We start from the raw sequence: 14,448 nt of genomic DNA, 5'->3' as shown, positions 1-14,448 counted from the left end.
CTTCGGCGTTCTCGCGCAACAGGCGGTCGAGCGCGCGCAGGCGACGCAGGCGCAGTTCCAGCGGCGGATTCGGCTCGGCGCGCGCCGCCAGACGCAGGCGCAGAAAGCGCGATTCGAGCAGATCAAAGGACTTCGGATCGTTCATGGTTTCACTCCGAGTTTCGGCTGCTTGTGCGAAGGCATCTCGGCGGTTGCCAGGTGCCGCACTCCGTTCGACCGGAAAACCTGCGTCGAGTGTATGCCGCAGTTCCAATGCCGGCTAGGGGAAACCCTCTAAATGAACCAACACCGGCCGGGCATAATCGACGTCCATGACCTTCCCCGATTCTTCCGATCACGACGACGACAAACTGCATGTCGCCAGCGAACTGCGCCAGCACCTGCACAGCGCCAAGGCGCTGCGGCGGATGGCAAATGACGCGCCGGAAGCCGCGCGCAGGCGCCTCGTCTTGCGCGAATGGCAAGCCGCCCGACTGGCGCGGAGCTACCCCGACCTGCTGGCGAGCGAGCGCTTCGGCAAGGCCGCGCGCTTCTTTCTCTCCGATCTCTACGGACCCAAGGATTTCAGCAGCCGCGATGAGGAAGTCGAACGCATCATGCCGCTGATGCTGAGCATCCTGCCGCTCTCGGCGCTGCAGACGCTCTCGCTCGCCATCGAGGTCGACGCGCTGAGCGAAGAGTTGGACGCGGCGATGATCGCCGAGTTGGACAAGACTGGATGCTTCAAGGACGCGCCCGGCATCGAAGCGATCAACGAGGACGCCTACGCCCGCGCCTACCGCAAGGTCGGGCGACGCACCGAGCGCGAACGCCAGATCGCCCTCATCCAGGCCACGGGCGAAGCGCTCGACCGCCTGGCGCGAAAACCGCTGCTCACGACGCTGCTCAAACTCATGCGCGGCCCCGCCCATCTCGCCGGCCTCGGCGACCTGCACGCCTTTCTCGAAGGCGGCTTCGACGCCTTCCGCCACATGGGCGACGCGCAGGAGTTTCTCGAGACGATCGACACGCACGAACGGCGCGTGCTGGAAAAACTGTTCAGCGGCGCCGCCGAGCCGTTCGCAGCGTGACCGGAAACAGCAGGTGACCATCTCCCGACAGAGGTCAGTCGAAGGGCCGGTCGCCTCCTGGACCTGCCGGATGTACAGGAGGCACTTCTACCGGCCAGAGCTGTCTCTCACAGAATTACGGACGTACTCCAACCGCTGTCAAAGCAACATCTAAACGAATCCGGAAGACCCGTTCCTTCCTTCGTACAAGCCAAGACAACGGGCCGCGAACGGTCAGAAAAGCCACAAGAAAACCGAAAAAAACCGGTAGTTCCGGCGAATGTTCAGCTTACAAACGATAAGCAGCGACTACCTCACGCATCTCTTTTGCAACTTCGTCCAGATTGCGCGCCGATTCAGCACTGTTTTTCGCCGCGACGCTGCTTTCCTCTGCCATCTGCGCGATTCCTTCGACGCTGCCGGCAATGGACGTGCTGGCTTGGCTCTGTTCGCGAATTGCAGCCGTGATTTCTTCAACCATATTCACGGCATGCTGGCTTGCCTGACTGATTCGCTGAATTGCCTCGCTGGCATTCCCGGCCCGCGTAACCCCTGTGCTCACCAGATTAACCGCATCGGCCATGCTTTCGACAGCGTCTTTCGATACCGTTCGGATCGAGTCAATCCTGGATGAGATTTCTTGAGTCGACGTCGAGGTTCGTTCAGCAAGTTTGCGCACTTCGTCGGCAACGACAGCGAAGCCGCGCCCTTGCTCTCCCGCTCGTGCGGCCTCAATGGCGGCATTCAAGGCCAGAAGATTCGTTTGGTCGGCTACTTCTTTGATGACAGAGACGATGCTCGAGATTTGATGACTGGCCGCTTCGAGCTCCTGAATGCGCTGTGAGGCCAGACCAACTGACTGAGAAATCTGATTGATGTCGCTGACGGTTTGAGCAATCACTGTTTCACCCTCCACGGCATATTTCCCGGACTCCGTGGAAAGCGAATGTGCCTCGTCTGAGCGGTCACTGACATGCGAGATGCTGACGGTCATTTCCTCAACGCTGGCGGCCATATTCGATGCCGAATCGCTTTGATGAGAAGAAGCTGCTGCAACTTCATGCGATGACAAGGCAAGGTGCTCGGCAGCTTGCGAAATCCTGGTCGAACTGCCTGCAATCATCGTGAGGTTGCCACGCAAGCGCTCGATCAGCCGGTTCAGGGCCGCCGCTACGGTGGCAATTTCGTCGCTACCGATGACTTCTGCTTGTGCTGTGAAGTCGAGATGGCCTTCGATTCGGTCAATTGCAACCTTCATTGAATCGAGTGACCGGGCAATCCCGCGAACTGTCACGAAGCCAATGGTGCCAAGAAGGATCAGCGCCAGCACGGTGACCGTATTCAGCAACCATTGCCCCTTGCTGAACGCCTGCTCTCCCTGAACGCGCAGACTGTCAGCGTACTTTTGGTTGAATACTTGATGCTCTGACAGGCTCTTGATCAGTTCGCCCGCTGTCACCCGGAATTTTCCGCTGGCCGAGAACTGTTGCGAGATGCCCGGAACATCCTTGCTCTCGACCTTGGCGAAGACATCACTGACCTCGGCAAGATAGGCCGCAAGGGCCTTTCTGTCGGCTTCAAGAAGCTGCTTGTCTTGGTCATCCTCAGTGAAATCTTTCTGATACCGATCGAGATTTGCGTTGATCTTGTTCTTGAGATCTTCGAGATTGGCCTGTTGCGCCTTCTGAAGTTCCTTGTCCTCGATGAACCCGCCAATGATGTAATCCCGGACGGCTGCCCGGACGGCTGCCGACTGGGCATTGGTCTCGTTCAGCAGGACGATCGAGGGAATAACCGAAGACTGGACGGTTTCGAAACGCTCCTGAGCTGATCTCATTTCAGAAAACGCCATTGCACCGACCAAGACGAGCGAGACGATTGCAATGACAACAAGGATGATCAACTTCCTGGCGATGGATATATTCTTCATTTTGAGATGGCAGAGTGTTTAGTAGTTCGGAGGGCTCTTGGTTGCAGTATCTACGCCATGTCATGGGCGTTATCAGGGCGATACCACCTCTTCAAGTATAGGCCGTCAAGCCGACAAGCCCAATACCCTTCCATTCCGTAGGGGAAACAATACACCCGTAATTCTCGCGCTGACGAGGGCGAAGCCAGTCATTGCCATGCAGGTCTGTTCTACCCGGAAACCTTCCGTTGGAGTCCCGAAACGGTGAATGCCTCTTGAGGGTCGAAACGCAACGGATCAAGGTTCCATGATCGGCCGCCGAAGCCCCTCGGGCCTGGCGGTCGATTTGTTGAAACATCAGCTACCGCCCGTTCGACCCGCGCCAGGCAATCGCCCTCACGCCTCTTTTTCCATCGCCCGCGCATACACCCCGTCACGCGCCAGACCATTGAGGCGGCAGCGTTTCTGCAAGGCTTTCTGCGCCGCCGCCGCGTTCGCCTCGACGCCTTTCCACGCGGCGAGCACCGGCGCCTGCAGGGCGCGCCCGTAGGAGAAGCTGACCTGCCACGGGTGCGTGCCCAGCGCGTTCATGGCGTTGAGGTTGTCGGTCGCCTCCTCGGCGCTCTGTCCGCCGGAGAGGAAGACGACGCCGGGCACGGCGGCGGGGACGTAGCGCTTCATGCAACGGATCGTCGCATCGGCGACTTCCTGCGCGGTCGCCTGCTGCGGACACTTCTTGCCCGGGATGATCATGTTCGGTTTGAGCAGCATGCCTTCGAACACGACACGATGCGCGTCGAGCTCGGCGAATACGGCTTCAAGCACCGCCGAGGTGACGACTTCGCAGCGCTCGATGCCGTGGGCGCCGTCCATCAGCACCTCGGGCTCGACAATCGGCACCAGATCGAGCGATTGGCACAGTGCCGCGTAGCGCGCGAGCACTTGCGCGTTGGCGCGGATGCCGAAGGTTGACGGAATCGCGTTCTCGTCGATCTCGATCACCGCGCGCCACTTGGCGAAGCGCGCGCCGAGCTGCTTGTATTCAGCCAGCCGGTCGGCCAAGCCGTCCAGCCCTTCGGTGATCTTTTCGCCGGGATAGAACGGCAACGGCTTGGTGCCCTTGTCGACCTTGATGCCGGGAACGACGCCGCGCGCGGCCAGCACTTGCGCGAAGGGAACGCCGTCGCGCGTGCTCTGGCGCAGCGTTTCGTCGAAAAGGATGACGCCGCCGACATGCTGCTCCAGCCCTTCGGTGGTTAACAGGATTTCGCGGTAGCGCCGGCGGTTCTCCTCGGTCGATTCGACGCCGATCGAGTCGAAACGCTTCTTGATCGTCGGGCTGCTTTCGTCGGCGGCCAGCACGCCCTTCTGTTTGCCGACGATGGCTTGGGCGACTGATTTGAGTTCGTCGATATTCATCGCATGACTCCTTTCTTCGAGATGAAAGAGTGATGCCTTGGAGCGGCCGGTTCATTCGCCCGAGGCATTCTCCTTACTCATTCACTCTAGCAGCCGAAAAGCCTTTGGCAAGAACGCGCTGGTAGGCAAGAATCGGCGCTCCATCGGACTATCAGCGGACAGTGGCGGGAATTTTTACAGGCGTTCAATGGCACGTTTTTCGCCATTTCCGCAAGCGCTTCTGAAACAAGTGCTTGAAGTGGCTGGCATCAAATATGCGTACTTCACGACCAGGAGCGACGCATTGCCACTCTTTAGTCACAGGGAGGCCAACATGTCTGCGACGATCAAGATCTTCCACGTTGGGCAGCGCTGTTTTTCCCACGTCCTGAACACTCACCACGATTCCGTCGAACTGCACGACGAATTCAATGAAATCCTGCTGGTTTATGGCGCCGACGCGCGCGTGCGCGACCAGCGCGGGCGCGTGGGCAATTTCGAGGCCGAGTACGTCGATGGCCAGCCGCACTGGGTCTATTACGAATCGTGCGAACGCCATGACGAGAGCGCGCCGTGCGAACAGACGCGCATCGTCTATGGTCCGGATCTGCCGACGGCCGAAGTCGAACTGTCGAAGCGCTACATCAGCATGGCCGACCCGGTCGACGACGACGAGCGCTGACGCTCGCGACGCAACGCAGTTTCAGCAGGCCAGCGCCGCAGCGTAGCGGCGGACTTCGTCCAGCCAGCGCTGCTTGTCGGCAGCCGGCAGGAAGGACGCGTCAAAGCCGTTGCCGGCGATGGCGACGAGTTCATCGCGTCCCAGTTGCAGCGCATCGGCCGTGGCGATGAAGTTGGCGTTCATGTAGCCGCCGAAATACGCGGGATCGTCGGAATTGATCGTGACGCATACGCCGGCGCGCAGCATCCGCGCCAGGTTGTGCTCGCGCAGATCCTTGACGACGCACAGCTTCAGGTTCGACAAGGGGCAAACAGTCAGCGGCATGCGGTTTTTCACGAGGTGTTGCATCAACGCGGCGTCCTCCTCGGAACGCACGCCGTGGTCGATCCGCTCGACCTTGAGCACTTCGAGCGCTTCCTGCACGTAGGCCGGCGGCCCTTCTTCACCGGCATGGGCGACGACGTGGAAACCGAGCTCGCGCGCACGCGCAAAAACGCCGGCAAACTTTGCCGGCGGATTGCCGACTTCGCCCGAATCGAGGCCGATGCCATTCCACAAGTCGGCGTACCCGGCGCGCAAGGGCAACGCCGCGTCGAGCGTGGCAAAGGCGTCGCCCTGGGACAGATGACGCAAGAAACAGAGAATCATGCGCGACGAGAAGCCGTCCTCGGCCTTGGCTGCGCGCAAGGCCCCGGCGATGCCGGCGAACACGGTGGCCATGGCGACGCCGCGCACGGTATGCGTCTGCGGGTCGAAAAAAAGCTCGACGTGACGAACATTGTCAGCCCGCGCGCGCTGGATGTAGGCGGCGGTCAGGTCGAAGAAGTCCTGCTCGGTCTGCAGCACGGCAGCACCGGCGTAGTAGAGGTCGAGGAAGGACTGCAGATCGGCAAATTGGTAGGCGGCGCGCACTTCCTCCACCGAAGCGTACGGCAAGGTGACGCCGTTCTTGCGGGCGAGCGCGAACATCATTTCAGGCTCGAGCGAACCCTCGATGTGCAGATGCAGCTCGGCCTTGGGCAAGCCGCGGACAAAGTCGTGCAGGGAAACTGGATTCATGGTTCTTTTGAAAAAAGGGGGCAAAGCAGAAAGGCGGCGGATGTCATCAGTCAGGAAAACACCACCATCATCTCGCGTGCGTCGGCATCCACCTGGGGCAAAATCTCGCTATACGCGGCAACCGCGAGCGTGATCTCATTGCTCACGGTGGCTGATTCCGGATAGAGCCAGTCGAAGTTCTGGCTGGTCAGCAGATTCGCCACATAAACGACGTCGGCGAGCGTGCGCAGTGTCGTCGGCACCGGCCGCGGCTGATCGTGATCGATCGTCGCGTCGACGATCTCGGTCGGCAGGCCCAGGGCGTTGAGCAAGGTTACGCCGATGCTCTCGTGCCACTGCACGATGAGGTAGCGCATGCTCTCCGGGCGCGCGCGCAATTCGGCGTACTGCATGGCACGGTAAAGCATGTAGAAGGCGCCCAGATCGTGCACCAGGCCGGCCAGCATGGCCTCGTCCGGATTCAGGCGCGTATGCGCCCGTGCCAGGATGCGCGCAGCTACCGCGGTCTTGATCGAGTGTTGCCAGAGGTCGCGCATCAGGTCGGAATACACCACCATTTCGCGCGAACGCATGAGCTGGTTCATGGCGACCGCCAGCGCCGTCGTGCGCACGAGACTCACGCCAAGCCGGGTGACCGCTTCCGGCAGGCCGCGCACCGCGGCCCCCGACGGGTTGTAATAGACCGAATTGGCAAGATGCAGGAGTTTGGCCGCGATCAACGGCTCGACGCTGACCAGGCGGACAATTTGCGTGATAGGGACATCGGGGTTCTGCAGCGCCTGACGGAGATGGACGGCGGTATCGAAGCAGGTCGGGAAGACGACGTCGCCGGCGAGGTCGCGCGCAATATCGGTCAGCATCTGGAAGCGCTGCGAGCTGAGCGCTTCACCCACCTTGTCTCCACCCTGATCCATCCTATGTACTCCGCCCTTGCTCGACCGCGTCATATGCCGCGCCGATTGGCCATCTTAGCACTCCTCCCCGCTTCGTCCGAAGCGGCCCTGCCGCTTTCACCCGGGCGTTTTTCCGGCGATCCCGGCGGCCAGCTGCGCCAGCTCCGCACGCAGATCGGCGACCTCCTGTTCGAGGCGGGTGAGCCTTTCTTCGAGCGCGCCGTTGTCGCTGCCGCCGACGTTGCGCTGCGGCGCGCTGTCGGCGACGGTCACCGCGCCGCACAACTGGTGCGCCCAGCGGTGTTCGCGTTCGCCCGGCTGCTTGGGCAGCCTGAGCACCAGCGCGCCGGCAGCGCGGGTCGCGAGTTCCTCAAGGTAGCCCTCGACTGACGAGACATCGTCGAAGCGGTGGAGCCGTTCGCAGTTGGCGCGCAATTCGCTGACTGTCTGCGCACCGCGCAGCATGAGGATGGCGAGCAGTGCAACGCTGCCGGCCGGCACGCCGTAACACTTGCCGAAGTTGTGCGCGTAACGGAGGACGCGCCCGGAGGCGCCGTAGGTTTCCATCACCAGAAGGCGGCTGCGCAGTTCTTCCAGCGCGCCCTGGATCGCGCTCTCGCCGACGCTCATCACCGGCTCGCGCGAAGTCTTCTGGTTGCATCCCGCGGCGAGGCTGTTCAGCGTCAGCGGGTAGGTGTCCGGCGTCGTTTTCTCCTTTTCCACCAGCACGCCGAGGATACGGGCTTCAAGCGGGGTCAGATCGGGCAGTGGGGTAGTCATCGGGTGCGCTCTCCATCAACGAAGCCGGTATTGTCCCAAGCGAGCACGCCGGCGACAAGCGCGGCCCATCGCAGGCTACTTCCGCCGTGGCACCGGAGCTGCAGCTGCGGGCCGGCCTTCGATGTGGCGGAAGGTGATGCGCCCCTTGTTGAGATCGTACGGCGAGAGTTCGAGCGAGACCTTGTCGCCGGCGAGAATGCGGATATGGTGCTTGCGCATCTTGCCGCCGGTGTAGGCGACGAGCGTGTGTCCGCTGTCAAGCGTCACGAGAAAACGTGAATCGGGGAGCGCCTCGGTCACCACCCCTTGCATTTCAATAAGTTCTTCCTTGGCCATGACTGCTCCTGTGTTGGGTGGCGGGTATGGATGAAAAAAAGCCCGGCGCGAACCGGGCCTCTTGCCAGTTTTTTCCAGGCTTGGCGGAAAACCGGCGGCATGGAAAACCACGCCGGCGAGCTTCCTTAGCCGGGGATGATGTTGCCGGCTTGCTTGCCCTTCGGGCCAGTGGTGACGTCAAACGACACTTTCTGGCCTTCCTTCAGGGTCTTGAAACCGTTGCCCTGGATTGCCGAAAAGTGCGCGAAGAGGTCTTCACCGCCAGCGTCCGGCGTGATGAAACCGAAACCCTTGGCGTCGTTGAACCACTTGACTGTACCTGTTGCCATATCTCGAAACTCCGAAAAAAATAAAACGGGGCGGACCCCGCACATAGGGCGAATATCAAGACGGCGATGTGGAAATTGGGGGAATTGCACCGCAGAACTGCGGGGAAAGAACCTACAAAAAACAACACGATGCTTGAAATCGCGGAACGGACTATGCACGCTATCCGGCGAAATTGCAAACGTTAATTTCAGCCTGAAAACAGCCATGTGGGACAATCGCAGCCTTCCCGGGCACGGCGCCGCAGCACCTTGCCACCATCCATCACCCGTACGGACCCCAAGCGACCGCATGAACCCTGGCGCACCATCGAACACGCCCCAGTCCAGCCTCCATCCGCGCAACCGGCATGGCGGGCGCTACGACTTTGCCATGCTCACCGCCTGTTGCCCCGAACTCGCCGCCCATGTCGCGGCGAACGCCTTCGGTGACGACTCGATCGACTTTGCCGACCCGCTGGCCTTGCGTGCGCTCAATCGCGCGTTGCTCCGCCACTTCTACGGCGTGGGGACCTGGGATATTCCTGCCCGCTATCTCTGCCCGCCGATTCCCGGCCGCGCGGACCATCTGCACTACCTGGCCGATCTGCTCGCCGCGAGCGACGGCGGCGAGATTCCGCGCGGCACGGATGTGCGCGTGCTCGACATCGGCACCGGCGCCAACCTCGTCTATCCGTTGATCGGCCACGCCGAGTACCGCTGGCGCTTTGTCGGCAGCGACATCGAACGCGGTGCGTTGGCGAGCGCGCAGGCGATCATCGACGCGAACGAAGGACTCGCCGACGCCATCGAGCTGCGCCACCAGCCCTCGCCCGCCCGCGTTTTTCACGGCATTGTCCGGCGCGACGAACGTTTCGACCTCGTCATGTGCAACCCGCCGTTCCACGCATCGATGGAAGATGCTCGCGCCGGCAGTGCGCGCAAATGGAAGAATCTGGGCAGGGGCGCGGGCCCGGCACGCGCGCCAGTGCTCAACTTCGGCGGCCGCAGCGCCGAACTCGTCTGCGCCGGCGGCGAAGCCGGTTTCATCCTGCGCATGATCGAGGAAAGCGCACTGATTCCCCGGCAATGCCGGTGGTTCACGTCTCTGGTGGCAAAGGCCGGGAACCTGCGTGCGATCGAATCCGCACTCAGTGCGGCGGGCGTGCGGGCGCGGCGAATAATCGAGATGGCACAGGGTCAGAAGAGGAGCCGCATCGTCGCCTGGACGTATCTCACGCCACGCGAGCAGCAGGCATGGCGGAGCGGCGCACGCGGCGGTTAACGCAGCGACTTCTTGTCCCGTTCGGGATCCTCGGCGGCGCCCCAGCCGAAACTGTCACTCGTCCGCGTCAGGCCGATGCTTGCGTGCAAAGAAATGAGCCTGAAGATCTCCATCCCCACATCGGGCGGAAAACCGTGACGCCCGCCACGATCATCGAGCATCAGCCCATCCAGATACGCATCGAGCGCGGCGCTGCCCCAGAGGTCGGCGAGGCGCGCCAGGATATGCGGGAAATTCTGCGCGATGGCTTCCGGAAAATTGTCGGTAGCCAACTCGCCCATTTTCTCCAGCAGCTTTGCGCGGATGGCGGAAGTATCGTGAACCCGGGTCGTCGCAGCCATCATGTCCTCCGTATCGAGCCGAATACAGACGTGCAGCAGAACACTCAGTCATTCATGAGTGTAGGCGCCGGAAGCGACAAAAGACAGCGATCAGCTGCTCGGGCGCAAGGCGAACGCAGCGAACGCGTCGGCCGGCAGCGGACGGCTTTTCAGGTAGCCCTGGTAAACGTCGCAGCCCTTCTCCTTGAGGTAGGCGAGCTGCTCGTCCGTCTCGACGCCTTCTGCAACGACGCGGAAGCCGAGCGTGTGGCCCATCTGGATGATCGCCGTGACGATCTCGCGGTCGTCCTTGCGGTGGCCGATGTGCTCGACGAAGCTGCGGTCGATCTTGAGCACGTCGAGCGGAAATCGCTTGAGGTAGGCGAGCGACGAATAGCCGGTGCCGAAGTCGTCGATGGCAACGCGGACATCGTGCTTGCGCAAGTGCTGCAGCTGGAAAATCACATCCTCGTGGCCGGACATCAGCGACGATTCGGTCAGTTCCAGTTCCAGCATGCGCGCCGGGAAGCCGGTTTCGGCCAATACCGCGAGCACTTCGAGCGCAAAATTGCTGTCGCGCAACTGCGCCGCAGCGACGTTGACCGCCAGCACCAGCGGCGGGTGTCCGCGATCGAGCCATTGCCGGCCGATGCGGCACGTCTCGTGCAGAACCCAGCGGCCGAGCTGCAGGATCAGGCCGGTTTCCTCGGCCAACGCGATGAAGCGGTCGGGCATGACCAGCCCTTCGCCCGGCATTTCCCAGCGCACGAGCGCCTCGGCGCCGACGATGAGGCCACTGCCGATATCGACCTGCGGCTGGAAGAAGACGCGCAGTTCACCGCCTTCGATGGCGTTGCGCAGACGGTTCTGCAGCTCGATGCGCGAACGGGCGTTGCGCGTCAGATCCTCGGAAAAGTAGTGGAAGCGGCCGCGCCCTTCCTGCTTGGCGCGATAGAGTGCCGCGTCGGCCTGGCGCAGGAGATCCTCGGGCGTCTCGGCCGGTCCCGGGTAGAGCGCAATGCCGATACTGGCCCCAACGCGCACCTCGGCGCCATTGGCCAGGCGCCAGCTGTCGGCCAGCGCGGCGAGCACATCGCCGGCAACGCGTCCGGCGTCGCCCGGATGCTCGACGTCTTCGAGCAGGATGGTGAACTCGTCGCCACCGAGGCGAGCGAGCGAATCGGTGCCGCGCAGCTGCGCCTTCAACCGCTCGGAGACCTGCTGCAGGAGTTCGTCGCCGAGCACGTGGCCGTAGCTCTCGTTCACGTCCTTGAAACGGTCGAGGTCGATCATCAGGAGGGCGACGAGGCAGCCTTCGCGCCGGATCGCGCCCATCAGGTGTTCGAGGCGCGAGAACAGCATGACGCGGTTGGGCAGGCGCGTCAGCGGGTCATGGTGCGCCAGGAACTCGATGTGCTCCTCGGAGGCCTTGATCTGCGACACATCGGTAAACACGCCGACGTAGTGCGTCACGGCACCGGCGTCGTCGAGCACGGCGTTGATCGTCGTCACTTGCGGATAGATTTCGCCGCTCTTGCGCCGGTTGCAGATCTCGCCCTGCCAGTTGCCTTCGCTGCGAATGCGCCGCCAGAGGTCACGGTAGAACGCTGCGTCGTGGCGACCGGATTGAAGCATCGCCGGCGTCTTGCCGACGGCCTCCTCGGCCGACAAGCCGGTAATCTGCGAAAACGCGCGATTCACCGAGAGGATGCGCATGTCGGCGTCGGTGATGATGACGCCTTCCTGCGTGTTTTCGAACACCGTCGCCGCCTGCCGCAATTCGGTCTCGGTCGCCTTGCGCTCGGTAATGTCGGTATGCGTGCCGGCCATCATCAACGGCCGGCCGTCGGGCGAGTATTCGACGATGCGGCCACGCGTCAGCATCCAGCGCCACTCGCCAGCCTTGGTCAGGTAGCGCATTTCAACGTTGTGCGCTGGCGTTTCTCCGGAGAGATGGCGCTCGATCGATTGTTTGGCGATCACCAGATCTTCCGGATGCATGAGTTGCATCCAGTTTTCCGGCCGCATGTCGATATCGCCCGGCTCGTAGCCGAGCATCCTCTCGAAATGCGGGCTGACGCTGAACGTGTTGTTCTCGAGATTCCAGTCCCAGAAGCCCTGATCCGAGCCCTCGATCACGCGCAGCAATTGGCTGCGGCTTTTGAGCAGGGCCTCGACGGCCTGCTTGCGCTCGGTGATGACGTCGAAAATGGTGACGAAGTGGCCGGCCTGCGGGCTATAGACCGAGATCGAGAACCACATGTCCATTGCCGTGACGTAGCGCTCGAAACACTCGGCCCTGCCCGTCGCCACGACGCGGTCGAAGACCTCGAACAGATCGGCGTCGGTTTCGCCAAGGCCGGGAGTCACCTCGGTCGCCCGACGGCCTTCGACGTCGGCCAGGCCCGTCTGTCGATAGAAGGACTCGTTGACCATCAGGTAGATGAAATCGACGGCCTTTTTGTCGTCCTCGCCCTCGCCCTCGTACACCAACCTGCAATAGGCAAGCCCGTTCAGCATGTTGCCGAACAGGCTGCGATAAACACTGTCTTCCCTGAACATCCTGCTTCCTGACTCCCCTGGATTCAGCGCGAACCGCAGCAACTGGCGACAAGCATCAACCCGGCCGCCACTCGCCTCGCGTGATCTCCGAACCCCTCGTTTTCCCTGTCGTTATATTTTGCTCGCGCGGTTTGTCGCCGAATCTTTCGCCGAGCTGCCCTGCATGGGGCGGGCCAATCATACGTGAGTCGGCGACCATTTCAGGCAACTTTGTTTCAGATTTACATGTACCCCGCGCTAACGCGACGCAACGCAATCGTTCAAAGCGCTTCGACCGAACGTTAGTGCTTACTTCGTCCGCAAGCTTTTGAGCGCGCGAACTTCAAAACTCACCGTTTCCAGCTCGCGGCCATCGGCGTCGATCAGCGCCAGACGGTGGCGACCGGGCGACGGGCGCCAAAGAAGCTCGTCTGTCGCGCGCCCAACCGTCCGGCCATCGACGCGCCATTGCCAACCCGGCCCCGGCGCGCCGGAAAGCTGCAGCGCGATGCGCTGGTTCTGCGGCGGAATGTCGGGATCAAGCGCGATGATCGTCCCCTGCCCCGGATAGGCGATGTGCGCCAGCGCGGCGGCGTCGGCAAGACGCACGACATCCATTTCCGTGCCCGTGATGAACCACTCGGCGCGTGCGGCTTCGCCGACTCTGCCCGCCGGTTCGAAGCGGATCACCTGGCGCACGACGCCCGGCGGTGGTGTCTTGGCCTTTTCCCGTGTCGACCGATGGCTGCGCTCCAGCCAGTCCATCACCTCGCGCCACACGGGTGCCGCACCGGAGACGCCGGAAACGTCGTGCATCGCCTCGCCCGCGGCATTACCGACCCACACCGCCACCGTGTAGCGCCTTGAAAAGCCGATGCACCAGTTGTCGCGCATGTCCTTGCTCGTACCCGTTTTCGCCGCGCTCCAGTACGGCGTCGCCAGCCAGGATTCGAGACCAAAGGTGCCGACACGCGCTGCGCGGTCGGCAAGGATATCGCTCACGACGAAGGCCGGCGCGGCAGCAGCCGCGCGCCGCTTGCCTCCCTCGAAAACGCCGGCACAACCGCCACTCGTGCAGGACATCCGCTCGCCGTCACGCGACACTCGCAACGGCGCCCACTCGCCACCGTTCGCCAACGTCCGGAAGGCGTTGGCCTGCATGAGCAGCGACACGTCGGCCGAACCGAGCGCGAGGCTGTAGCCGTAATAGTCGCCGGGCTCGGTCAGGCTCCGGTAGCCGAAGTCGTACAGCCGGTCGCGCAGGGCGTCGGGGCCGACGCGTACCAGCGTGCGCACCGCCGGCACGTTGAGCGACCCGCCCAACGCCATGCGCGCCGAAACCCAGCCGCGGTAGGCCGGCGCATAGTTCTGCGGCACGTAGAGGCCGTTGCTCGTGGTGATCGCCAGCGGCGAATCGTCGAGCAACGACGCCGCCGTCAGCTTGCGCTGCTCGAAGGCGAGCGCGAAGAGGAAGGGCTTGAGTGTCGACCCGGCCTGGCGCAACGCCGTCACCCCGTCGACCTCGGGCGCGGCCGACAGGCTGCCGCTCGAACCGACCCACGCCAGCACCTCGCCGCTCGCGTTATCGACGACGAGCACGGCGCCGTCCTCCGCGTTCTGCCGCGCGATGCCTTGCAACTGCCGGCGCAGGCTGTCGCCGGCAAAGCGTTGCAGATCGGCGTCGAGCGTCGTCTGCAGCCGCTCGCCGGGCAACTTGAGCAACTTGCTCGCGAGATGGGGCGCGAGGTTTGGCGACTGCTCGCGCCCCAGCCAAGCGGCGCCGGAATCGACCGCCTGATCGCGCAAGCCGCCGGCCAGTGCGATCTTGGCAAAGCCCTCCAGACCTTCACAATCCGCGGCCCTTGCGCGCTGCATTTGTGCCGTCGCCTGC

At 62.7% G+C, this 14,448-nt stretch carries 13 protein-coding genes; 3 read left to right on the top strand and 10 right to left on the bottom strand.

Annotated features, from left to right (window positions below; all coding sequences use genetic code 11):
* Window positions 1-311: 311 nt before the first annotated feature.
* The gene (locus tag KBA32_RS11040; RefSeq protein WP_294358868.1) at window positions 312-1,070 is read left to right on the top strand and encodes a hypothetical protein; all 759 of its coding nucleotides are present in this window, start codon (window positions 312-314) and stop codon (window positions 1,068-1,070) included.
* 268 nt (window positions 1,071-1,338) lie between these two features.
* Here KBA32_RS11040 and KBA32_RS11035 read toward each other — a convergent pair whose 3' ends face one another.
* The gene (locus tag KBA32_RS11035; RefSeq protein ID WP_294358865.1) at window positions 1,339-2,979 is read right to left on the bottom strand and encodes a methyl-accepting chemotaxis protein; all 1,641 of its coding nucleotides are present in this window, start codon (window positions 2,977-2,979) and stop codon (window positions 1,339-1,341) included.
* Window positions 2,980-3,354: 375 nt separating this feature from the next.
* On the bottom strand, window positions 3,355-4,377 hold the full coding sequence (locus tag KBA32_RS11030) for a class I fructose-bisphosphate aldolase (protein WP_294358863.1): 1,023 nt from the start codon (window positions 4,375-4,377) through the stop codon (window positions 3,355-3,357).
* A gap of 313 nt (window positions 4,378-4,690) precedes the next feature.
* Between KBA32_RS11030 and KBA32_RS11025 the strand changes: the two genes are divergently transcribed.
* Window positions 4,691-5,038, top strand: coding sequence for a hypothetical protein (locus KBA32_RS11025; RefSeq protein ID WP_294358859.1), 348 nt, complete (start codon window positions 4,691-4,693; stop codon window positions 5,036-5,038).
* Window positions 5,039-5,059: 21 nt separating this feature from the next.
* Here the strand turns inward: KBA32_RS11025 and KBA32_RS11020 are convergent, their stop codons facing one another.
* From KBA32_RS11020 to KBA32_RS11000, 5 genes are all read right to left on the bottom strand, one after another.
* Complete coding sequence (locus tag KBA32_RS11020; protein ID WP_294358856.1) at window positions 5,060-6,097, bottom strand: adenosine deaminase; 1,038 nt, start codon at window positions 6,095-6,097, stop codon at window positions 5,060-5,062.
* Between the two features lie 50 nt (window positions 6,098-6,147).
* Complete coding sequence (locus KBA32_RS11015; protein WP_294358854.1) at window positions 6,148-7,011, bottom strand: HDOD domain-containing protein; 864 nt, start codon at window positions 7,009-7,011, stop codon at window positions 6,148-6,150.
* Window positions 7,012-7,107: 96 nt separating this feature from the next.
* Window positions 7,108-7,770: a YceH family protein gene (locus KBA32_RS11010; protein ID WP_294358851.1), complete on the bottom strand. Its 663-nt coding sequence runs from the start codon at window positions 7,768-7,770 to the stop codon at window positions 7,108-7,110.
* Between the two features lie 75 nt (window positions 7,771-7,845).
* Window positions 7,846-8,106 carry a translation initiation factor IF-1 gene (infA, locus tag KBA32_RS11005; protein WP_294358849.1) on the bottom strand — a complete coding sequence of 87 codons (261 nt, stop codon included), beginning with the start codon at window positions 8,104-8,106 and terminating at the stop codon, window positions 7,846-7,848.
* 125 nt (window positions 8,107-8,231) lie between these two features.
* On the bottom strand, window positions 8,232-8,435 hold the full coding sequence (locus KBA32_RS11000) for a cold-shock protein (RefSeq protein WP_294358846.1): 204 nt from the start codon (window positions 8,433-8,435) through the stop codon (window positions 8,232-8,234).
* A gap of 289 nt (window positions 8,436-8,724) precedes the next feature.
* On the opposite strand from KBA32_RS11000, the gene rlmF reads away from it, so the two are divergent.
* On the top strand, window positions 8,725-9,696 hold the full coding sequence (gene rlmF, locus KBA32_RS10995) for a 23S rRNA (adenine(1618)-N(6))-methyltransferase RlmF (RefSeq protein ID WP_294358843.1): 972 nt from the start codon (window positions 8,725-8,727) through the stop codon (window positions 9,694-9,696).
* On the opposite strand, the gene KBA32_RS10990 is transcribed toward rlmF, so the two are convergent.
* The 3 genes from KBA32_RS10990 to KBA32_RS10980 form a co-directional block, all read right to left on the bottom strand.
* Window positions 9,693-10,037, bottom strand: coding sequence for a hypothetical protein (locus KBA32_RS10990; RefSeq protein WP_294358841.1), 345 nt, complete (start codon window positions 10,035-10,037; stop codon window positions 9,693-9,695). The two genes, rlmF and KBA32_RS10990, sit on opposite strands and share 4 nt — an antisense overlap.
* Window positions 10,038-10,127: 90 nt before the next feature.
* The gene (locus tag KBA32_RS10985) at window positions 10,128-12,578 is read right to left on the bottom strand and encodes an EAL domain-containing protein (protein WP_294358839.1); all 2,451 of its coding nucleotides are present in this window, start codon (window positions 12,576-12,578) and stop codon (window positions 10,128-10,130) included.
* A 288-nt stretch (window positions 12,579-12,866) separates the two neighbouring features.
* Window positions 12,867-14,448, bottom strand: a 1,582-nt coding sequence (locus KBA32_RS10980; protein WP_294358836.1) for a penicillin-binding transpeptidase domain-containing protein, incomplete at its 5' end; no start/stop codon positions are given.

Source organism: Propionivibrio sp. (genome assembly GCF_017995515.1).
In the GTDB taxonomy this organism is placed as follows: Bacteria; Pseudomonadota; Gammaproteobacteria; order Burkholderiales; family Rhodocyclaceae; genus Propionivibrio.
The sequence above is the reverse complement of the archived record's forward strand: the minus strand, read 5'-3'. Positions and strand labels throughout refer to the sequence as shown.